The sequence below is a fragment of the Ningiella algicola genome, assembly GCF_028401415.2.
GTDB lineage: Bacteria > Pseudomonadota > Gammaproteobacteria > Enterobacterales > Alteromonadaceae > Glaciecola.
Genome location: NZ_CP171821.2, coordinates 4,693,102 through 4,713,701, shown reverse-complemented (window position 1 = coordinate 4,713,701; position 20,600 = coordinate 4,693,102). Strand labels below are relative to the sequence as shown.

General features: G+C 43.4%; 20 protein-coding genes. 10 read left to right on the top strand and 10 right to left on the bottom strand.

The genetic code is table 11. The features are described from left to right. Positions 1 to 253: 253 nt before the first annotated feature. The 3 genes from PN836_RS20625 to PN836_RS20615 all read left to right on the top strand — a co-directional run bounded on the left by PN836_RS20625 (position 254) and on the right by PN836_RS20615 (position 3,087). Complete coding sequence (locus tag PN836_RS20625; RefSeq protein WP_395342073.1) at positions 254 to 700, top strand: hypothetical protein; 447 nt, start codon at positions 254 to 256, stop codon at positions 698 to 700. 54 nt (positions 701 to 754) lie between these two features. Further along, complete coding sequence (locus PN836_RS20620) at positions 755 to 1,213, top strand: methyltransferase family protein (protein ID WP_395342071.1); 459 nt, start codon at positions 755 to 757, stop codon at positions 1,211 to 1,213. A 305-nt stretch (positions 1,214 to 1,518) separates the two neighbouring features. Further along, positions 1,519 to 3,087 carry a leucyl aminopeptidase family protein gene (locus PN836_RS20615; RefSeq protein WP_395342068.1) on the top strand — a complete coding sequence of 523 codons (1,569 nt, stop codon included), beginning with the start codon at positions 1,519 to 1,521 and terminating at the stop codon, positions 3,085 to 3,087. 124 nt (positions 3,088 to 3,211) lie between these two features. On the opposite strand, the gene PN836_RS20610 is transcribed toward PN836_RS20615, so the two are convergent. From PN836_RS20610 to PN836_RS20575, 8 genes are all read right to left on the bottom strand, one after another. Next, the gene (locus PN836_RS20610) at positions 3,212 to 3,778 is read right to left on the bottom strand and encodes a DsrE family protein (protein ID WP_395342067.1); all 567 of its coding nucleotides are present in this window, start codon (positions 3,776 to 3,778) and stop codon (positions 3,212 to 3,214) included. An 86-nt stretch (positions 3,779 to 3,864) separates the two neighbouring features. Continuing rightward, positions 3,865 to 4,464: a DUF938 domain-containing protein gene (locus PN836_RS20605; protein WP_395342065.1), complete on the bottom strand. Its 600-nt coding sequence runs from the start codon at positions 4,462 to 4,464 to the stop codon at positions 3,865 to 3,867. Between the two features lie 6 nt (positions 4,465 to 4,470). Beyond that, entirely contained in the window at positions 4,471 to 7,107 is a 2,637-nt protein-coding gene (metH, locus tag PN836_RS20600) for a methionine synthase (protein ID WP_395342062.1), read from the bottom strand. Between the two features lie 28 nt (positions 7,108 to 7,135). Beyond that, positions 7,136 to 8,188 carry a homocysteine S-methyltransferase family protein gene (locus tag PN836_RS20595; protein ID WP_395342059.1) on the bottom strand — a complete coding sequence of 351 codons (1,053 nt, stop codon included), beginning with the start codon at positions 8,186 to 8,188 and terminating at the stop codon, positions 7,136 to 7,138. Positions 8,189 to 8,234: 46 nt separating this feature from the next. Further along, the gene (gene metA, locus PN836_RS20590) at positions 8,235 to 9,155 is read right to left on the bottom strand and encodes a homoserine O-acetyltransferase MetA (protein ID WP_395342057.1); all 921 of its coding nucleotides are present in this window, start codon (positions 9,153 to 9,155) and stop codon (positions 8,235 to 8,237) included. A gap of 1,043 nt (positions 9,156 to 10,198) precedes the next feature. Beyond that, positions 10,199 to 10,435, bottom strand: a complete 237-nt coding sequence (locus PN836_RS20585) for a TIGR02647 family protein (protein ID WP_395345766.1) — start codon at positions 10,433 to 10,435, stop codon at positions 10,199 to 10,201. A gap of 138 nt (positions 10,436 to 10,573) precedes the next feature. Further along, positions 10,574 to 11,344 (bottom strand): LytR/AlgR family response regulator transcription factor, encoded by a 771-nt coding sequence (locus PN836_RS20580; protein ID WP_395342054.1) that lies wholly within the window; start codon positions 11,342 to 11,344, stop codon positions 10,574 to 10,576. After that, the gene (locus tag PN836_RS20575) at positions 11,337 to 12,461 is read right to left on the bottom strand and encodes a sensor histidine kinase (protein ID WP_395342052.1); all 1,125 of its coding nucleotides are present in this window, start codon (positions 12,459 to 12,461) and stop codon (positions 11,337 to 11,339) included. Before PN836_RS20575 ends, PN836_RS20580 begins: the two co-directional genes overlap by 8 nt. Before the next feature lie 222 nt (positions 12,462 to 12,683). Here PN836_RS20575 and PN836_RS20570 point away from each other — a divergent pair, with 222 nt between their 5' ends. Continuing rightward, the gene (locus PN836_RS20570) at positions 12,684 to 13,535 is read left to right on the top strand and encodes a hypothetical protein (protein WP_395342049.1); all 852 of its coding nucleotides are present in this window, start codon (positions 12,684 to 12,686) and stop codon (positions 13,533 to 13,535) included. 96 nt (positions 13,536 to 13,631) lie between these two features. Here PN836_RS20570 and PN836_RS20565 read toward each other — a convergent pair whose 3' ends face one another. Next, a complete protein-coding gene (locus PN836_RS20565) occupies positions 13,632 to 14,000 on the bottom strand; it encodes a DUF3718 domain-containing protein (RefSeq protein ID WP_395342047.1) in 369 nt (122 codons plus the stop codon). A 449-nt stretch (positions 14,001 to 14,449) separates the two neighbouring features. On the opposite strand from PN836_RS20565, the gene PN836_RS20560 reads away from it, so the two are divergent. From PN836_RS20560 to PN836_RS20540, 5 genes are all read left to right on the top strand, one after another. After that, on the top strand, positions 14,450 to 14,761 hold the full coding sequence (locus PN836_RS20560) for a TraR/DksA family transcriptional regulator (RefSeq protein ID WP_395342045.1): 312 nt from the start codon (positions 14,450 to 14,452) through the stop codon (positions 14,759 to 14,761). 108 nt (positions 14,762 to 14,869) lie between these two features. Continuing rightward, entirely contained in the window at positions 14,870 to 15,670 is an 801-nt protein-coding gene (locus PN836_RS20555; protein WP_395342043.1) for a prolyl hydroxylase family protein, read from the top strand. Beyond that, positions 15,567 to 16,106, top strand: a complete 540-nt coding sequence (locus tag PN836_RS20550; RefSeq protein WP_395342041.1) for a serine hydrolase — start codon at positions 15,567 to 15,569, stop codon at positions 16,104 to 16,106. Before PN836_RS20555 ends, PN836_RS20550 begins: the two co-directional genes overlap by 104 nt. A gap of 557 nt (positions 16,107 to 16,663) precedes the next feature. Then, a complete protein-coding gene (locus PN836_RS20545) occupies positions 16,664 to 16,807 on the top strand; it encodes a hypothetical protein (protein ID WP_395342039.1) in 144 nt (47 codons plus the stop codon). Between the two features lie 769 nt (positions 16,808 to 17,576). Beyond that, entirely contained in the window at positions 17,577 to 18,641 is a 1,065-nt protein-coding gene (locus tag PN836_RS20540) for a M35 family metallo-endopeptidase (protein WP_395342037.1), read from the top strand. Here the strand turns inward: PN836_RS20540 and PN836_RS20535 are convergent. Then, on the bottom strand, positions 18,628 to 19,059 hold the full coding sequence (locus tag PN836_RS20535) for a hypothetical protein (protein ID WP_395342034.1): 432 nt from the start codon (positions 19,057 to 19,059) through the stop codon (positions 18,628 to 18,630). The genes PN836_RS20540 and PN836_RS20535 overlap by 14 nt on opposite strands. Positions 19,060 to 19,189: 130 nt before the next feature. Between PN836_RS20535 and PN836_RS20530 the strand changes: the two genes are divergently transcribed. Next, complete coding sequence (locus tag PN836_RS20530) at positions 19,190 to 20,593, top strand: MBL fold metallo-hydrolase RNA specificity domain-containing protein (RefSeq protein WP_395342031.1); 1,404 nt, start codon at positions 19,190 to 19,192, stop codon at positions 20,591 to 20,593. Positions 20,594 to 20,600: the final 7 nt, after the last annotated feature.

Genomic DNA, 20,600 nt, shown 5'->3' with positions numbered 1-20,600 from the left:
ATAGCACAACGCTCTTGTATCTTATTCCAGAAGCTGGTTGGCAAACATGCTTCAAATTACGCTATGGTTTGTTTGATTTGACTTCACTTAAAATTTGAAGCCAAAATGACACTTACAAATAAATTAACTAACTGTGCATCGGTCACAGCACCGGTATGCACCGAATGATGATACCCCAGACGTTTCGTACTAACATTTTCGTGAGGCGCGTTAATCTATCTCGGAGTTTTCGTCGGAATGTCAGGTTTGTGTTGTGGAGTATAAATTGAAGACCAACCATTTTCTTATAATCGCAGCTTCTTTAAGCTTTATCGCCTCCTTGCTTCACATCGCATGTATTTTTGGCGGTCCAGACTGGTATCTCTTTTTTGGTTCGGGTCAGAAAATGGCAGAAATGGCTGCAGCGGGCGACGTTTATCCAACAATAGTAACCTTGGTGATAGCATCTGTTCTTGCAGGCTGGGGATTTTATGCCCTTTCAGGGGCTGGCGTTATTGTTAAATTACCGCTGCTTAGGACCTGCCTTGTGCTTATTACTGCTATTTATCTTCTTCGGGGTATTGCCGGTTTGTTTGCGCCATTCCTTACAGATGATCCAGTGATACATCAAAACTCAGTCACTTTTTGGATAGTAAGCTCGACGGTATGCTGCGTTTATGGCATTTTCTATTTCTTAGGCACTATAAAATTGTGGCGCTAGGCTATTGATTTGTCATGGATACGCTGACAGAGCGATGTTAATCGGAATACGCGTATGAAGCTCGAACATAAAATCCCTCCTGTCTTAGTGGTTGCAATAGTTTCGGCGCTGATGTTTGCAACAAACCAAATATTCACTCATTTGCGTATAGAGTTTCAGTTTAGACTTGAAGCTCTAACGCTTTTAATAACATTTGGGATCGCGCTTGCGACAGCCGGTGTGGCTTCGTTTAAAATACACAAAACCACCGTGAATCCTTTAAACACTGAAAATGTCTCTTCTTTGGTTACATCCGGCATTTACCGATACAGCAGAAACCCTATGTATGTCGGTATGCTGATATGCTTAATTGGCGTTTTTGTTTTTATTGCTAATCCAATCAATGCCCCTTATCCAGCGCTCTTTGTTTGGTACATGAACACGTTTCAAATTAAACCTGAGGAGCGAGTTTTGTCTAAAGTGTTTAGCAGTGACTACGATAATTATAAAGCGCGTGTACGTCGCTGGTTTTAAGCAATACAAAAGAAAGCATTTATAAAACACTTCTTTAAAAAGCACCGGGGCGTATTGCTCATGAACTATAGGTTTGCGCTGAATATCCTTATTCGTGGCGCTATCAGCTTCTTGCAAATAATAGCTTAAAATATTGCTCAAACATCAAAAAAAACCGTGCTTTTTACCCCTGACTATTCAGTCAATCCATTTCGAGCTTTTTCGTCTTAATATCGTATATATCCAGCGTAAATAATCAAAAAACGGTGATACCTTACGCCAACAGTAGGCGGTATCGTCATAAAAACGACGAAGGAAATACTTACATGAAGTTAACTAAGCTTGTAGTTTCGCTTGCAGCACTTGGTCTTAGCCACTGTGTGCTTGCCTCGGCAGATTTCTCATTTTCTAAACAAAGCTCTTCCGATGCGGTTGGCAACACACCATCTCACGTTATATTTATTGATGATGTGGACAATTTGGACGGTGCGGCGTCCATTATTAACCGTGCATCTAATGGTGAGCTGACTAAGCTCATTGAGCTAAATGATTTTACAGGCGAGGCTGGCAGCACCTTGCATTTGCAAATGATTGCCGGCGTTGAGTCAGTGCTTGTGGTGGGCAGTAAACACGATGGCAGCCTAACAAAAACTGACTTGCAAAACTTAGGTGGCGTTATTGCCGCGAGTTTGTCTTCGACAAAAAAAGATGTTGATACAACCGTTCATATCGATAATTTAAACACTGAAATAGACGCGCCAAGCGCCTTTGTTGCCCAGGGCTATCATCTTCGCCATTACAGCTTTGATAAGTATAAATCAGTAAAAGACGACGGGCAGTCGAAAGTCAACTTTGTGAACGCTGATGCCGATTCGGCGAGCGCGTTATACAACAATGACCTGAAATATGTTGCGCAAGGTGTTCATTTAGCACGCGATTTTGCGACTGAACCAGGTAAAAGTCTTTACCCCGAAGTATTTGCAGACTCAATCAAAGCGACATTTAAAGGGGTCGACAATATAAAAGTGCGTGTGTTGGATGTTGATGATATGGAAAAGCTCAACATGGGTGCGCATTTGGGGGTGGGCAATGGGTCTATTAACGATCCTAACCTAATTATTGTTGAATACATGGCTGGCGAGAAAGACGACGCACCCATTGTACTGGCAGGTAAAGGCATTACCTTTGATACCGGCGGTATCAGTCTAAAAAACAATGATGGCATGTGGGCAATGAAAGCGGACCTTTCTGGCGCCGCTGCAGTTGCGGGTGCGATGCACGCAATTGCTAATCGTGGTGATAAGGTAAACGTAGTGGGTTTAATGGGCATGGCTGAAAACATGCCCAGTCAAGACGCTATTCGCCCAGGGGATGTGCTTGAAACCATGAAAGGCACGACCATTGAAATTATCAGTACTGATGCTGAAGGCCGTTTAGTGCTTTCTGACACCGTGTATTATGCTCAACAAGAGTATTCGCCTAAACTTCTGCTCAATATCGCAACGCTCACAGGCTCTGCGGCACGCGCGTTAAGCGATGAGTATGCAGCACTTGTTACGCGTAATTTCGACTTCTCGTCTGAGATCATGCAGGTAGGTGAACGCTCTGGCGAGCACGTGTGGCCATTGCCGCTGCATCCCAATCATTTTGATCAGATCAAATCACCCATTGCTGACATTAAGAACTCAGGTGCTGGCAATCCGGGTGCCAGTATTGGTGCAGCGGTTATCGGGACTTTTGTGGATGAGGATTTGCCCTGGGTACATCTAGATATTGCGGGAGTTGATTGGTTAAGCTCAGAAATTGATGTTGCGCCTAAAGGCTCACAAGGCTGGGGCGTAAGGTTTATGGACCAATTGGTCAGAGATTACGCTGATAAAGACTTGAGTCGATAAACGCTTAGTGATTTACATAAGGGAGCAATTGCAAGCTCCCTTTTTTATGTGCATTACCTTAGTTATTACTTACATCTGTGTAGACGATTTGCTGAAATGTTAAAACGAAGTGATTACATGCAGACTAAAACGGATTAAGTGTATACCCTTGTTGTTGAAGCAATGCATGCGCAGTCATTGCAGATAGCTCTACTTCACTACCTTCAATCAACTGTGATGCACTAATTTCATACGCCGCAGCGGTTTGTCCGCAGAGGATTACGCGGACATTGTTCGCTATTAACGCTTGTATAAGCGCTTTGTTTGGGTTGTCTTTTTCATGCACATTTTTATAGGTGGGATTATCAAGTAAGTCTAAGCTGGCTCGACCGTGAACCACTAGCGCTAATGCTATATTTTCAATCGGGACGCCAGCAGCAACATGCATGTTTATAAACCGTGCAAGGCTGTCGAATCGGCGGTTTACTTCGCCACCCTCGGCGGCTTTACCGACGTCAAAAGCGACTTTCAGCGTAGTATTTTCATTTACTGAAGCACCTTCAACAGTTGCGTGCTTCCCAAATCCCTTAATTGCCGGTCCATCTATGAAGTTTTCTAGGCTTTGTCCCACTGCGTTGTTTAGGCTAAAAAAGATGCATACAAGAACAAACAGGCTTACCCGTTTAAATATAAGTTTAAATTTAGTATTCATAACGACCCTCTAAAACGATATCGTGTTGTCAGCACGCGGTGTCAAATTAGCTATGCGCTTAGATTTATTAACGCTATTTGTCTGAATTAAGCACGTTTCCATATCAACATCAGATTGTTCGCCGGCATCTCAATTATTTGAGTCAATGATAACTTGGAGGCCCATATTTGTAACTCAGATATATCACGATATCCACCAAAGCCTCGCGCTAACAAACTTTCATGAAACTCCTTGTTGCTCTGGCTACTGAACTTCCCTTCTTGCTTGAATGGTCCGTACTGACAAAATACACCGTTTTGTGGCAAGCGTTTTTCTATAAGCTTCATCAAATGCTGAATTTCAGATTTTTGCATAATGTGAGCAGTATTGGCGCTGAAGAAACCATCGTAGTTGTCATTTGGAAAATCATCGAGTGGGATCTGCAAAGGCAATGGAGCTTTTAAGTTTGCACAAGGGTGTTTCTCTATCCAATATTGAATACCTGAGTGGTACTCAAGCTGGTCTGCCGTCTGCCATATCAAGTGAGGCAAGTGTTTGGCAAAGTGCACCGCGTGCTGTCCGGTACCAGACCCAATTTCAAGCACGTGATTGGTTTTGGCAAATGCTTCCGATAGCACGTTTAAAATCGGCGCTTTATTATTTTCACATGCTTGAGAGTACGGTATATCTTCGTCTGTATTGCTCATCTTGCCCTAATCCTGCAAATTCGGCATCAGCCATTTTTGGGCCTCTTCTACTGCCCATGATTTACGCTTTGCATAATCCTCTAACTGGTCTTGCTGAATTTTAGCGACGGCAAAATAGCGCGAATCAGGATGCGCAAAGTACCATCCTGACACCGCCGCGCCCGGCCACATGGCATAAGATTCGGTAAGCTTCATCCCGATGGTGTTTTCGACGTCCAGCAAATCCCATATGAGCTGTTTTTCCGTGTGTTCAGGGCACGCTGCGTAACCAGGCGCCGGTCGAATGCCCCGGTATTTTTCGCCAATTAAGGCATTGTTGTCCAAGCTTTCGTCCTTTGCGTAGCCCCACAGCTCTTTGCGCACGCGCTCGTGCAAATATTCTGCAAAAGCTTCTGCTAGTCGGTCTGCAAGTGCCTTGCTCATAATCGCATTGTAGTCGTCACCGGCTTGTTCGTATGCCTTGGCTAGTTCGTCTTCCCCAATTCCTGCCGTTACGGCAAATGCACCTATAAAGTCAGTTTCACTGGTGCTTGCGACACCCTCGGGCAGAATATAATCACTTAAGCAGTAATTGAAGCCCTTTGGCTTTTCGGTTTGCTGACGACAATGATGCGCTATACCAATCAGCTTCTTGTTATCTTTGGGATCGTAAATCTTGATGTCTTCATGCATGCTGTTGGCAGGGAAAATCCCTACACGCCCCTTGGCTTGAAGCTTGGCACCTCGAATAATTTCATCAAGCATGTGGTTGGCATCTTTAAATAAACTTGTCGCTTCTTCACCGACTACTTCGTCTTTCAATATTCGAGGATACTTACCCGCGAGTGACCAGGTTAAAAAGAAGGGCGTCCAATCAATGTAGGGTCTGAGCGTATTCAAATCTACAGAAATGGTTTTTACGCCTGTAAAATTGGGCGTTGGGATTGCGTAGTTTTCCCAGTCACAGGTGAAGCGGTTTTCCCTAGCTTGTTCAAAACTGATGGCTTTTGTGCGCGGTTTTTTTCGCGCGTGTTGCTCACGGACTTTTTCGTACTCAGCCGATATTGCTTTGGCATACGCTGGTCGATGCTCTTTGGAAATCAGCTTTTGGCACACGCCAACTGCGCGACTAGCATTCGGTACATACACAACAGGGTGCTCGTAATTGTGCTCAATTTTCACCGCAGTGTGCGCCTTTGAAGTGGTCGCTCCCCCAATTAGTAAAGGTAGGTCGAGTCCTAAGCGCTGCATCTCTGTTGCCACGTTCACCATTTCATCTAGCGATGGCGTGATAAGCCCAGAAAGCCCAATCATATCGGCCTTTTCATCTAGCGCCGTTTGAATAATCTTAGCCGCTGGCACCATTACGCCTAAATCGACCACCTCAAAGTTGTTGCATTGTAAGACCACGCCAACGATGTTCTTGCCAATGTCATGCACATCGCCTTTTACCGTCGCCATGATAATTTTGCCGTTAGAGCGACTGTCTTCAGTCTTTTCTGCTTCAATAAAAGGCTGTAAATGCGCTACCGCTTTTTTCATCACGCGCGCCGATTTTACTACCTGAGGCAGGAACATTTTACCTTCACCGAACAAGTCCCCTACTACATTCATGCCGTCCATAAGTGGACCTTCAATTACGTGCAGCGGACGTTCGGCTTGTAAGCGAGCTTCTTCAGTATCATCAATAATGTATTCGGTAATCCCCTTAACCAGCGCATGTTCTAAGCGTTTATTCACGTCATGCTCTCGCCAGCTTAAGTCTTCCACCGCGGCCGCTTTGCCATCGCCCTGGTATTTTGGCGCGAGCTCAAGCAGTCGGTCAGTTGCATGCTCACTTCGATTGAGGATCACATCTTCAACCGCTTCTTTTAATTCTTGCGGTATTTCATCATACACTTCTAACTGCCCGGCATTTACGATCCCCATGTCCATACCGGCTCGAATAGCATGATATAAGAACACTGAGTGCATCGCTTCCCTCACTGGATTATTTCCGCGAAAGGAGAAGGATATGTTGGATAAGCCGCCAGACACATGACAATGCGGCAGTTCTTGGCGAATTTGGCGCGTTGCCTCTATAAAATCGACAGCATAATTGTTGTGCTCTTCTATGCCGGTAGCCACCGCAAAAATATTGGGGTCAAAAATAATATCTTCTGGCGGAAAATTGAGCTTATTGAGCAGTAAATCGTAACTGCGCTTACAAATCTCAAATTTGCGCGCTTGCGTGTCGGCCTGGCCTTTTTCATCAAAAGCCATTACCACTGTGGCTGCGCCATATCGCTGGATCTTTTTGGCCTGCTCCAAAAATTGCTCTTCGCCTTCTTTCAAGCTAATCGAGTTCACAATCGCTTTGCCCTGAACGCATTTTAAGCCCGCTTCGATCACGGTCCATTTTGAGGAATCAATCATAATAGGCACACGTGAAATATCAGGCTCTGATGCAATAAGGTTTAAAAAGCGCACCATGGCAGCCTCAGAGTCCAGCATGGCCTCGTCCATATTGATGTCGACAACCTGCGCGCCATTTTCAACTTGCTGACGCGCCACATCTAAAGCCGCTTCGTAGTCTTCTGACAATATGAGGCGTTTAAACATGGCCGAACCCGTAACGTTGGTTCGCTCACCCACATTCACAAAAGTCGAAAATTCACTGCTCACTTAGCTAGTCTCTTTGTTAGGTTTATGATTAATGCACAAAAGGCTCTAGACCCGAGAGCCTGAGCTTGATATCTATTGTGGGAAGCTTTCTTGGTGTAGCCTTACTCACAACGTCGCTTATGGCTTTTATATGCTCGGGTGTGCTACCGCAGCACCCGCCTACAATATTTACCAAACCTGATTTTGCCCATTCTTCGATATGCTCTGCCATTTCATCCGCTTGCATATCATACTCACCAAACTCGTTAGGCAAGCCAGCATTGGGGTGGGCAGATACCAAACACTCAGATACCCGCGATAACTCAGCAACGTATTGACGCAGCAAGTCAGGGCCAAGGGCGCAATTGAGTCCGAAGGATACAGGCTTTGTGTGGCGCAAAGAGTAATAGAAGGCTTCGGTTGTTTGACCCGACAAAGTGCGCCCTGATGCGTCTGTGATGGTGCCTGACACCATCACCGGTAACTTAAAACCAAGCTCTTCAAAAACGACATCAACAGCAAAAGCGGCGGCTTTGGCATTTAGCGTGTCGAAAATCGTCTCAAGCATAATAATATCGACTTTGCCTCTTACTAAAGCTCGTGTAGCCTCTTTGTAAGTTTCAACGAGTTCATCAAAATCAACATTACGTTTGCCCGGATCATTTACATCGGGCGATATTGAAGCAGTTCGGCTGGTTGGACCCAATACACCGGCCACAAACCGCGGCTTATCGGGATTTTTTGCAGTAATTTCATCCGCAGCCTCTCGCGCTAAGCTTGCTGCGGCCAGATTAATTTGTTCAACAAAATCCTGCATATCGTAGTCAGCCATCGAAATGGCCGTGGCGTTGAAGGTATTAGTTTCGATAATATCGGCGCCCGCATTCAAATAATCCAAATGGATGTTTTTGATGAGCTCTGGTTGAGTGACTGAGAGTAAATCATTGTTGCCTTTTAAGTCGCTGTGCCAGTCTTTGAACTGCTCGCCTCGATAGTCTGCTTCTTCCAGCTTATGATCTTGGATCATGGTGCCCATAGCGCCATCGAGCACCAAAATACGCTCAACAGCAATGGATTGAATTTTTTTAGCAATGTCGGCCAATTCGAACTCCTTAATGCGAGAGCGGCAGATAATTAAACATTCAAAATTATGAGCTAAGCTCGTTCAAATCGTAAGGGGTGGTTTGATAAACGTAATAGTTCAACCAGTTGGTAAAAAATAGGTTCCCATGAGATTTCCAGCGCATCATAACCGGCTCTGACGGGTCGTCATGTTTGTAATAATTTGCCGGTATCGATGGTGCAATACCTGCCTTTGTGTCGCGCCGATATTCTTGGTCAAGGGTATTTGGATCATACTCCGGGTGCCCTGTTACATACACAAGCCGTTTATCGTCGCTGGCAGCAATGTAAACGCCAGCCTCATCTGATTTTGCGAGCACGCGCAAACCTTTAACCGCTTCGTATGAACTGACCGGAATTTCGGCAACGCGGGAATGTGGCGCCCAAAAGTAGGGATCGAAACCGCGCATCAGTTCGTCATGTTCATCTAAGACCTTATGTTCAAATACGCCTGAAAGTTTGGCATCTCTCAACTCGCGCTGTACACCATAATAATGATACATGGCCGCATGGGCTGCCCAACACAGAAAGATGGTAGATTGCACGTGGCGTCTGCTCCAATCCATCAGCTCCGTCATCTTATCCCAGTACTTCACATCTTCGTATTCAATGTTTCCAAGTGGTGCGCCAGTGATAATCAAGCCATCGTACTTTTTGTCGCGCACTTGCGAAAAGGAGTGATAAAAGGAGTTCATGTGAGACGCCGGTGTGTTTTTAGGCGCAGTCTCATCAATGCGGATGAGATCAATATTGATTTGCAAAGGCGTATTTGAAAGCAAACGCAGAATTTGAAGCTCGGTTTCAATTTTGTTTGGCATAAGATTCAAAATACCCACATTGAGCGCACGAATATTTTGCGCCTGAGCACGCTGAGTATCCATCGCAAAGATATTCTCTGCAGACAGACCATCCAAAGCCGGTAATTCAGCGGGTACTTTTATTGGCATAGCAAGCTAATTGGCACCAAAAATCGCCATTGAAATAAACATGCCTGTTATTTTGTAGGAATATCGATAAAAGTCAAGATAAACGTCTAGACGTCTAAACGTTTATTCTATTAACATCCTCTTCGCCGTTTTATTGACTAAATCTGTTTTCACAGTTCCCTAACAGAAAATTGATGTAAAGCCTCAAGTTAACATCGAAAAATTGATTAATAATTGATCGATTTAATCTTTTATGAAAGTCATGTAAGCGCATTGACCAATAGTTGGACTTTAAACTAATCTAACTCTGCGTTGTATATTTTTTATGCACAAACTGGCGTCGTTACTTTCCCTGACGCAACGGTAAGCCAATAGAGCCTGCAGGTGACGGTGGCAGCGGTTCAATATCTCCTGGTGGCGGCAGAGGCTTGGGGTGCATGATTGCAGACTTCACTGGGGCCGCCTCTGAGGGGGATGCACTTATTGGGTTAAATTTTGAAGGTGTGCAAAATGCCGAATGAAAATGTGATCATTACTGGTGTAGTAGGCGTCATAATTGCTTTGGCGTTATCAGGGTACTTCCACAAAGCATTTCCATGGAAGTCCAGTTTGCTAGCTTGCGGTATAAGCTCTATCTTGCTCTCATATTTTTTTAAGATTACTTATGATGGCCCTGATCAACTAGTGAAGGATATACCGTTGCATATCATCGGAGTGGTTCTTGTGTACTTGGCTATGCTGTTTGTCACGTTCATTACACTACTGGTCATACGACTAATCAAAAGGTAAACATTGCAACTCTGGGATGTCACGTAACAACCGCACCATGAGTTGCGGCTAACGATCAGAGCGTGAGCCAACCTTTACATTAAAATGCGTTGAACTCCCTTCAGCCAAGATACTTGTTCTTAGTGTGGAAAATTCCAACTGACGCTTTTGCAGAATGCACTTTTTAAATTCAAAGAAATCGCAGCATTATGATAAACCTCAGAAATAAGGAATTTAACGCGCCGCGCGCTTTACAGAAAACGGAAAGTGCAGCATGTCTAAATTTAGCTGTTCATTTATTTGGACGTAAGCGCGGATTGAATAATCTGTGCATGCTCCAGCAAATCATGTCCTAAATCAGTCAAGTAACCACCGTCCGGCTGTTGCACAATGCCTTTAGCGTACAGACGCTCAGCCGCGGCAACGACTTCGGGAGCAGCATCTTTATGCACTTTGAGGCCTTGCATTAAGCTTTTATTTGGAAACTTTAGAATAAGATTAAGCTCTTGTGTCTGTTCTGGGTTTAGCGCCATTGTGACCTCGTTATTACTGATGAGTGCAAGTGTTTGTAAGTGTATCGCTGCACAGCTTTTTGACAATAGAAGCATCATCATTGGTGAAAAAATGCTTTGCGTCAACCGATTGTTACGGCAAGTTTTACCGCAGTGGTTTTATTGAACAGGACTGGCCAGCCATTGCTGCAAAAAGTCAGCTCTGAAGGTGTCTCCGACGGGCACTGATTTGCCGCTCAATAGTATTAGCTGATGCTTGCCTTCAGGCGTGGTGACAAGCTCTTTCGCTTGAGTAAACTTCACGACAATCTGGCGGTGAATTTGACAAAACTCATCGGGATCTAAATAAGAAAACAGCTGACTTAAGCTACTTCGAAGCAAGTCGCATCCGTCATCGTGATAAATTTCAACGTAGTTACCCGCTGAGGCTAGATAGTGAACGTTTTTTGTGGGGATTGCGCGTACCGAAGTCATCGACTTTATGACAATGCGCGATAAATATTCTTTTCCGCTTAGCACATCTAAGCCCTGTTGATACCTGCTTTGTTGCGCGAACAATTCATTTACCCGCTTTGCACATTTTTTAAATCGCTCAGTGTCAAAAGGTTTAAGTAGGTAGTCGCAGGCACATATCTCAAATGCATCGATAGCGTAGTCATCAAACGCGGTGACAAATACAATCATAGGTGGTTTGCTTAAATTGACGATTTGCATCGCGGCTTCTATGCCTGAAAGCTGAGGCATAGAAATATCTAAAAAGACCAAATCAACGCTAGTTGTTTGCGTAAGTTCCGCGATATTCTTTAGCAAGTTAATCGCATCTTTGTATTCTCCGACAATATTCCACGATGTATGCTGCGCCACAGACTCTCGTAAATTCAAACGACAGTGCGCCTCATCGTCCACAATCATCACATTAAGACTAGTCATATCGTTTATACTCGGTGACCGGAATACAAAGCTTGAGGATAAACACATCCTCATCACCCGATGTGCTGATAGTGTGCTGGGATGGATAAGCGATGTTTAGTCTGTCATGAAGATTTTCAATACTTGAACCCCCGCCATCGCTACTGCCACATGGGTACGTATTTCGCACTTCGATATTTAAATACTTACCTTGTTCGCTGTGTATTTCGCTAATGACTAATCCTATGCTCACCTGCTCTTGCGTGTGAGCAACACCATGCTTGAAGGTATTTTCAATTAAAGGTTGCAAAAGCAAGGGGATCACCAACTGGTTATTGGTTTGAATATCGAGCTTTAAATCAAATATAAAGCGCTCTGCAAACCGCAGGCTTTGTAAGGCAACATAGTCATTCACAAATTCCAGTTCATCGTTCAGCATTACCATCGGCTCCTTACTTGCTTTTGTTGCATAGCGAAGTAAGGTGCCTACTCTGCTCACGCTTGACAGTAATTTGTCTTTATCGTCCGTTCTCACGAGCGCGCTGATTGCGCTTAGGCAATTGAACAAAAAATGCGGGCTCAGTTGCGACTGCAAAAGCTGAAGCTTCTGTTGCGATAGCACCAGGGCATTTTCAGCGTCTTTTTGCGCCAACGCTAATGCGTCAATGGCGGTTTGTTTGGAGCGCTGATAGGCGATGAGCGCTGTGCATGCCACCAAGCAAAAGAGCGCTAAAATGGTATAAAGAAATATCAAGGCCTTTGGGGTCTGAGCAAGTACTTCGGAAGCGCTACGCTCGGGTAGTTCATAAAAATACGCATACACGACACCGTCGTACACAAAAAACAGGGGGAGCCATATGAACGTTGACACGACTCCCAGCGCGAAAAATAGCCGCTTTATCCCCAAATCAAAAAAACGTTTTAGGGCGACGTATAAGAAGGTGCACAATATTGCCCAACTGGCATAAGCAGACCCATAATATAAGAAATCACGCAAACTAAGTGTTTTGTCGGCCTGATACGAGAGCGCATCGAAGTGACCGGTAAGTAAATGCGAAAAGGCAATCACAAGCCAAACGCCTAATGAGATTAGCCAAGTGTTTATTAGCTCTTGTGGGGTGACACTCTGTCCTTTCATGCCCTCAGTATGAAAAAGTAAGCCTTTGAATACAAGGGTTTATCTTAACAATTTCGCGCTTATTCCTCTGCGTTAGCTTTCATCCACATCATTGGGCGTTTAGTCACCAAAGCTATTGATTTTGTCCCTGTCTTATTGCGCGCTTTGAGCGATGTCATTCACTGTGAGGTCGTGATCAAAGGTCACCCATGTTTCATAAAACTCATTCAAAGGATGATTCCAATGCTCAGAATACAACTTATCGTAAAAACATTGCTTACGTTTATACTGGCTATATTGATATGCCTCGGCGCGCAAGCGAAAAACAAACTCCCTATTGCCTTTCTTAGCTTTGACGGTTTGCATGTTGCGGCTGACGGCACGCGCTACGCGGCAGATGGTGCCGATGGCACGAATGTTTACAAGGTAGACGATAAAGGCGTTATTACTGTGTTTGCGACTGGACTTGCCGGCCCTATTGATATTACCAGCGACAGTGCAGGCAATTTATTTGTAACGAACTTCAATAAGCCTGTTATCACAAAAATTGAGCCCGACGGCACAACAAGTGAATTCGCAGTTACCGATTTAGGTCCTTCTGGCATCACGATTGACGAGTACGATAATTTATACGTCTCTCAGTACGGCTCTCTAGCAGGCGGCGGTGATACAGTTTATCAAATTACGCCAAACGGTGAAGTATCAGTTTATGCCCAAGGCGGTCTATTGGACACATCTGTCGGAATTACAATGGATGATTTAGGTAATCTTTATGTGGCTAACTTTAACAATGGAAAGATCATTAAGATTACGCCTCAACGTGAGCAAATCCTGATGGCCGAGTTTCCCTCACCGGACGGTTTTGCCATCGGCCACTTGGTTTATGCCAATAATCGTTTGTTTGCGACAGGCCTTATTGATCAGCTTATTTACATCATCAGAAACAATGGACGCGTGAGAGCAAGAGATATTGTTAAAGAGGGCGAGTTTCCTAATGGTATTGCCCTTGATGCAACGCGAAATGAAGTAATTTTTACCAATACATTCGCAGCGTCATTTGGCTTCGATAGAATTCGATTGCCGAAACAGCACTGATCTACTAAGCATTCAAATTAAACAAAAGACGCTCTTAAAATGAGCGCCTTTTGTTTTCTAGATGCATTTGTTATTTGTCACTAAGCACGACTTGCACTAACCCTCTGAGCGAATTATCTTTCCGTTTTTCGTGCGCGCAATGTCGTAGATTTTGCCATAACGTACGCGATACTTATCAAGACGATTGGCAACTTTCTCATTGCCTGCCTCGCGCGCAAAATCGGCGATATTGATGCCGTTGCAGGTGATGCCATTTACCGCTGTTGAATAATCTTCGCTCATAAATCTCGAAGGATGTGCCTGTTTAATCATATTTCGGATTTTCCCTTTACTATCTTGTGTAACAGCAACACAAAGACGGCTCTCGTAGGAATTATCACTGGCTTCGTATTTAGGTGAGTGCGCAATACTTGCAGCGCTTAAGGTAATTAGTGAGGTAGCTAATGCGGTTTTGATGATGTTCATAACACTCTCCAGATTTTTGTCTTGCGACAGTTCGCATATCTATAGTCGCTAACAAATCTAAAAAAGTTATCTATTTTGCATGTGAGGATGTAAGGGAATGTGTCTGCATGCTTGCATTGAACCAAGCTTAATCAAGCTAATTTTCATGGACTTAAGAAAACCAGCGCCACATTTATAATTGGAATCTTTTACATCTGGCAATAAACACCTGTCAAAAAGTACGATAACTTACACAAGTCGAAACGTCCTTGGTCTTCGTTTTTCAACTACCCCAAAGTTGCCATCTCGAATACGCTATAACAGTATTACCATAGCCAAACCGACTGTGATGCTTTGGCGAGTATGCTTTAAATATACAAAAGCTAAACAATAGCTTGACGCAAATCAATTCATTTATTTACATCTGGTTTACACTGCATCTATATAATTTTGATTAACGGAGTGTCCATATGACAGATAGAAAAGAGCGTATGCTAGCCCTTAAGAAAGAGCTGAGCGAAAGAATTTCAAAAATTGACAAAGACTTGCACAGCAGAACCAGTAGCACAAAGTTTTCTGAGCAAGTGGTTGATGGGCAAAACGACGACGTTCTGTTAAATCTGAAAAATGAAGCCTTGTATGAACTGGAACAAATTGACCGGGCCTTAGTTAAGATGTCACGAGACTTATATGGTATTTGCGAGAAATGCCACAATGACATCAGCCCCGAACGCCTTGATGCTGTGCCGTTTGCTGCTCAGTGCAAGGCCTGCGCTGCGTAGTAAGTTCTACATCAGGTTAAATAGGGCATGGACTTCTAATATAACTTCTGGCACAGATCCTGCTGATATTGAGATTATTACCTGACTTTAAAATGGGGAACTTAATCAATGGCTGCGATACCTGCTCAAATAAAACATACAATCAAAACTGGCCTTAAAAGAGGCGATAATCCTAACGCGCTAATGGCACATTTAATTGAATCTGGATGGCCGTTTGAGGTAAGTGCAACACTCTTCAACAAGAAGCATATTCGCGACTTTAAACCAGAGCGCGATCGAGCATATTACAACAGCCTAGCGAAGCCTAAAATCATGGGTAATGAAGAAGTGCAAATACTCGAAGGCAAGAGGGCCACGGTTTTACAACTAGACAATTTTTTGTCGCAAGACGAATGTGAAGTAATTATTAATGCCGGCAAAGGTAGGCTTGAACCGTCTGTTACACTTAATCCTGAAGCAGGCAGTGGCTTTAGAACCTCTTCGACTTGCCATTTTGAGCCTGGCAGTAGCGATGTAATATCGGGCATTGACCACAAAATTATAAAAACCTTAGGTTTAGCAAAACAAGTCAGATCAGAATCCATTCAGATTCAACGCTATCAAGCCAATCAACAGTACAAAGCGCATTATGATTTTTTCATGCCCGGCACCGATGGCTTTGCTTTAAATGCAAAAAATGGAGGGCAACGCTCATGGACGTTTATGGTATATTTAAGTAATGTTGAATCAGGTGGGGAAACATACTTTCCTCAACTTAAATTGAGCGTAGCGCCAAAGCGGGGAACGGCCGTAGTGTGGAACAATCTTGACGCGCTTGGCACGCCAAATAAACGAACACTTCACGCGGGCACGCCCGTTATTAGCGGCGAAAAATTCATTATCACGAAATGGTTTAGAGAAATGCTGTAGTGTTTGGTGTGCTGCTTCTTTATCAAAACCTGTCTTTGCATGGATTGTTTTTGCGCTTACCGAAAAAGGAGTAATTGATATAGATAAAAGCTTACATGAGGCTGGTTTTAAATACGCTAGAATTTCAAATGCCAGCTATTTTGAAAAGCTAACACCTAAACTTATTTTGATGCATCGAAGTGGATTACCCAACTGGGCTGGCGACCCCAGAGACCATGACCGAACTGACAATATTGAATTCATTCACACCCCTGGAAGCTTTCATTCATACTCTGGCGAAGCATACTTGCTATTGCAAAAATTTATAGAGCTTAAGACAGATATGTCGCTTCAGTCACTTTTTGAAATTCATTTGAAGGACGAGATGCCAAATAGTGCATTTAAACTGCCAAAGGTGACACAGCGTGCGTTTTCAAAGGGTAAGCGATCATTTTAGACCGTTCTTTACAACCGTTTGATTTAGGTCTAGTGGTGCAGCGCTAATATGCCTGACTATGCCTAAATCAAACGGTTGTAAAGAACGGTCTAAAATGATCGGTTACTTTATAAGGTATCCTTTGAATTCTTGGTTGAAAAACCTCATCTCCTTCAATTCTAAGACCTGAACGTAACGCTTGTCTGAAAATGCATGATGCTTAAATAAGGAGTTCGTTTCAACACTGTCTAAAACTTTGTTTCTTGGGATACTAATCCTAGTGTCGTCAAATTCAATGCAGAACTGACCGAAATCACATCGTAAAACTTTTACATACGAAGTATTCATTCGTATTGTAGTGGCATTGTCTTCAAACGAGTAGACCTCGCCTTCCAATGTCGAGTATTCTGCACCGACATTGGCATAAGAACCATTTATAGACTGAGTGATCAATAAACCAGCAAAAAACAACTATATATAAGTATTAGATATCGACATCACAGGCTCCTAAGGTCGCTTTACCTTATTTAGGTTCTAACTCAGCACTGCAAATATATCCCTTGTGGAAAGAAAATAAAGTGCCGATAATTAAGATAGAAGAAACGACCGTTGAGCATATTGCAGTTACCGTTGCTCTGTTCATTGACATTCATCCTTTTTTAATTAATGACGCTAGCGAATTCAGAACAAAACGCCGGAAACGTAAAAAGGTAGGCATCTAACCAACGTAAATATAGAAAAAAAGCAGGGAACAAAGCAAGACAAGCATCTATCGATGAACTATTTCTGTAACCCACTCATTTTTAGTAGCTTTAAATGGGAGGGTCACCTTACAACATCGTCTTTGACGTCATCATCTCAGAATTTATGCAAACGAAGCATCCGGTGGGTTACAAACAGTTTTGGAAAACCGCTGACTGGAGGAAGTTTAGTACAATGTTTTCGATAATTATTATGTTGATTGTTTCGCTATTGGTGTCTTGGCTATTCCGGAAGCGAAACTCGATGTTGGTGCTTGTAGTTATTCTAAGCCACCCATATCTGGCTATGTATTGCCTATACAAATGGGAGCTTGCAACGTTGGAAGGTTATATTTCTCCTATTATAGTTGCTGGTTACATCATCGCTGCGCCGATGTTCATGTCACTAAGCTATCTGATACATCAATATTTTTATCGTGTCTTTGGCTTGTCGTCTCAGACAAAAGACAATTGATTCGATAAAGACACTGTTTGTTTTTCTAATCCTCCAATTTTGAAAAGCAGAAATTCACAGAACTTCTTTAAGCGGCATTCAGAAACTTTTGGGCGGCGCGTTGCCGAGGGTCCTATAAATCCCAATCTTAATTCCGATATCATCACCGTGCATAGCATCGATGCTAGTAGAGCTTTTATCTTTTTAACCGTCTTTTATGCACCCACAAGCCCGCATCGCGTCGTACATCGATTTATATAGTCAACTTTTTATTGCGTGCTATGCGCAGGGTCACTTATGCAACCGATGTTACACTTTTCAGAGGTTTATGAAAAAACACGAAAAACAATATCAAAAAAACGCTGGCATAAAACGCAAGCGAACGGAAGAGAGATAAATTGGCAACATGTGCTGAAAACCGATTGCACCATGCAACTCTTACTTTCAGCAAAAAAACTTGATCATGCTCATGAGCAAGCGCTCGCAAAACTTCGCAATAAGCTAAACGACGAAGTTATCTTCTCGCGAATTAATCTAGGTGCGCTAATCGCGTCGGTAAATGATGCAGCAAAAGCACGGCAACGCATGCCTTCACCATACGCATTTAATTTAAGTCGGGCAGGCGCATTGAAAATGCTCTATCACCTCTATTTTGTTCGCAAAAGAGGAGCTCAAGGCGTGTGGGTGTATTCACCGCCTGTGTCTAATCAAAGTTGGGTATATGCTGCACTCAAAAGTGACCCCACAAGAATGATTGATAAGCTTAATCAACGTGATGAGTATTTCACTTTGGAGCAACGAGATATTATTGGCAGCGCATCCGAGTTAGCAATGCAGTGGTGCAACAATGCGCTGGCTACCGGTGGCATATATAAAGACGTTACAGTGGCTAATTGGTTTTTAGGAAACGATCAAAGAGTCAAGAAAGCCGCTAAACGAAACATAATGCAGAAGGTAAACATTGGTCTGCAGAAGATGATCAATTTACTCAACAGCAATACCTTAATATTTTCCTATCATCCAAAGTTCGGTAACACTACTGCTTTGCCAGCTGGCGTAGCTGGCTTCGTATACCCTTATGAAAAAATGGATGTTTTATACATTAAAAATGATTTTGAAGCACACGACGGAAAACCCGCTGAATGGCACTGTGCAAAAACGATTATACATGAGGTTTCGCATCGTGTGCTCAAAACAAAAGACCACAGCTATGGATGGCAAGGCTTAAAGCCATCAAACACGGGGATAAGTGCAAAACAGGCCATCGACAACGCAGACACATGGGCCTACTTTGTGACTGATATTTCCTTCAATTTAACTGACACCCAAAGGGCGCGTTATTTAGTGCCTAAACATCGCTAAGGTGCCAAACCCATTTCGCGTTCGTTCCACTAAAGTATAAAACAACTGCGTAAGCCTTGCGCATGGTCTTTTCGTGTTCATGTTCGGCATCAGAATGCGCTTTTAAACTATCGCTGGCGTGTTGAATGCTTTCTTTGCTGTGCTCAGCCGCTTCTTCAAGCTTTTTCTCTGCCCCGTGGAAAGCATCTTTTAAGGTTTTTCCTTCCTTCTCTACAAATTCCTCAAGCGCATCGAGCATGGCTTGATAAGTTGATTTAAGCTGCTTTTCGGTTTTTTTTGATGTCATAACTAATCGCCCTTTTACAATGCTGTGCGTTAAAAATGATACTTGAAGCAATCCAGTGTAGGTCCCCATCCATGCTTGTGCTATACGCAATAGTGCAAGGACTTCTCGCGATAAACTTGTATCCGCGATCATCAGCGGCTATCTTCAGTTAAGCAGAATCCTATTGCCTGGTGTCGTGAGCAAGGTATCTCGTTCAAATAGCAGTTGGCAGAACGACAATGGAAGTGGCAATTGATAATTCCACAAAATAGGAATAGTAAAAATGGCTACCGTTAAAATACTGGGCGCTGCACAAGAAGTGACTGGCTCCTGTCATTTAGTCGAATCACCTGTTTTAGGAAAAGTACTTCTTGATTGCGGCATGCACCAAGGAGCGAACTCTATTAAGCGACTGGGAAAGGAGCATTTTGCATTCGAACCTCATGATATAGACGCGGTTGTCTTGTCGCATGCTCATTTAGATCATAGTGGTTTATTGCCTAAATTAGTGAGTCTAGGCTTTCAAGGCCCAATCTATTGTGCGGATGCCACAGCCGACTTGTTGAAAATCATGTTGCTAGATTCAGTCAATATCTATTTAGGCGACTTAGAGCGAGAAAATCGAAAGCGTCTGCGCAAAGGTAATGCTCCCCTAGAGCCTGAATATTCTGAAGATGATGTATATAAAACCTTGTTGCTATGCGTCACTAAAGACTACTCAGAAAGTTTCAACCTATCCGACCATGCTCGTTGCACATTTTTCGATGCCGGACACATTTTGGGTTCTGCAATCGTGCAAATCCAGATAACAGAGAAAGGAAGTACTAAAACGTTAGTATTTTCAGGGGATTTGGGTAATAAAAACGCGGTGTTGATGAAAGACCCAAGCTATCTGCAACAAGCTGACATTGTGCTTATGGAGGGCACATATGGCGATAGAAATCATCGACCCATTGAAGATACCGTTCAACAGCTACGAGAGATTTTGAAAGAAGCTGAAACGCGCCGAGGCAACATCATGATCCCAGCCTTTGCTGTTGGTCGAACGCAAGAAATATTGTTCTATCTTGGTCAACTGCATCGCGAGGGTATACTACAAAACTGGCAAGTAATATTAGATAGTCCTATGGCAATAGAAGTCACAAAAATTTATGACAGCTGGTTTTCATCTTTGGATCAAAAAGATATAAACCAAGCGACCCCTAATGCACTTTCCATTATAAAAGACTTTATTCCCAGCTTATTTTTGTCTGTCACACCCGAAAACTCAATGGCGATAAATAAGATTGCCAGCGGTGCGCTTATCATAGCGGGCAGCGGCATGTGCAATGGAGGAAGAATAAAGCATCATTTAAAAAATCGCCTTTGGGATAGTCGAAACACCGTAATTTTTTGTGGCTTTCAAGCCATGGGAACGCTAGGAAGGCTATTAGTCGATGGCAAAAAAATGGTCAAAATCTTTAATGACAGTATTGCGGTCAAAGCCAATATAGAGACACTTGGTGGTTTTTCAGCGCACGCCGACCAAAAAGCGCTTGTAGAATGGATCTCACACTTTTCGACTTCACCAAAGCTTGTTTTAGTTCATGGAGATGGTGAGGCCTTGGATAAACTATCCCATGCATTATGGGAAGAAAAAGGGATAAGTACTATTATTGCCACCCGTGGCGAGTGTATCGCGTTTTAACGCAATC

What these genes read in the sequence shown, in the direction of transcription:
- PN836_RS20620 (WP_395342071.1), top strand. Translation starts at nt 755, where the DNA reads ATGAAGCTCGAACATAAAATCCCTCCTGTCTTAGTGGTTGCAATAGTT.
- PN836_RS20615 (WP_395342068.1), top strand. Translation starts at nt 1,519, where the DNA reads ATGAAGTTAACTAAGCTTGTAGTTTCGCTTGCAGCACTTGGTCTTAGC.
- PN836_RS20610 (WP_395342067.1), bottom strand. Translation starts at nt 3,778, where the DNA reads ATGAATACTAAATTTAAACTTATATTTAAACGGGTAAGCCTGTTTGTT.
- PN836_RS20605 (WP_395342065.1), bottom strand. Translation starts at nt 4,464, where the DNA reads ATGAGCAATACAGACGAAGATATACCGTACTCTCAAGCATGTGAAAAT.
- metA (WP_395342057.1), bottom strand. Translation starts at nt 9,155, where the DNA reads ATGCCAATAAAAGTACCCGCTGAATTACCGGCTTTGGATGGTCTGTCT.
- PN836_RS20585 (WP_395345766.1), bottom strand. Translation starts at nt 10,435, where the DNA reads ATGGCGCTAAACCCAGAACAGACACAAGAGCTTAATCTTATTCTAAAG.
- PN836_RS20580 (WP_395342054.1), bottom strand. Translation starts at nt 11,344, where the DNA reads ATGACTAGTCTTAATGTGATGATTGTGGACGATGAGGCGCACTGTCGT.
- PN836_RS20575 (WP_395342052.1), bottom strand. Translation starts at nt 12,461, where the DNA reads ATGAAAGGACAGAGTGTCACCCCACAAGAGCTAATAAACACTTGGCTA.
- PN836_RS20570 (WP_395342049.1), top strand. Translation starts at nt 12,684, where the DNA reads ATGCTCAGAATACAACTTATCGTAAAAACATTGCTTACGTTTATACTG.
- PN836_RS20565 (WP_395342047.1), bottom strand. Translation starts at nt 14,000, where the DNA reads ATGAACATCATCAAAACCGCATTAGCTACCTCACTAATTACCTTAAGC.
- PN836_RS20560 (WP_395342045.1), top strand. Translation starts at nt 14,450, where the DNA reads ATGACAGATAGAAAAGAGCGTATGCTAGCCCTTAAGAAAGAGCTGAGC.
- PN836_RS20555 (WP_395342043.1), top strand. Translation starts at nt 14,870, where the DNA reads ATGGCTGCGATACCTGCTCAAATAAAACATACAATCAAAACTGGCCTT.
- PN836_RS20540 (WP_395342037.1), top strand. Translation starts at nt 17,577, where the DNA reads ATGCAACCGATGTTACACTTTTCAGAGGTTTATGAAAAAACACGAAAA.
- PN836_RS20535 (WP_395342034.1), bottom strand. Translation starts at nt 19,059, where the DNA reads ATGATCGCGGATACAAGTTTATCGCGAGAAGTCCTTGCACTATTGCGT.
- PN836_RS20530 (WP_395342031.1), top strand. Translation starts at nt 19,190, where the DNA reads ATGGCTACCGTTAAAATACTGGGCGCTGCACAAGAAGTGACTGGCTCC.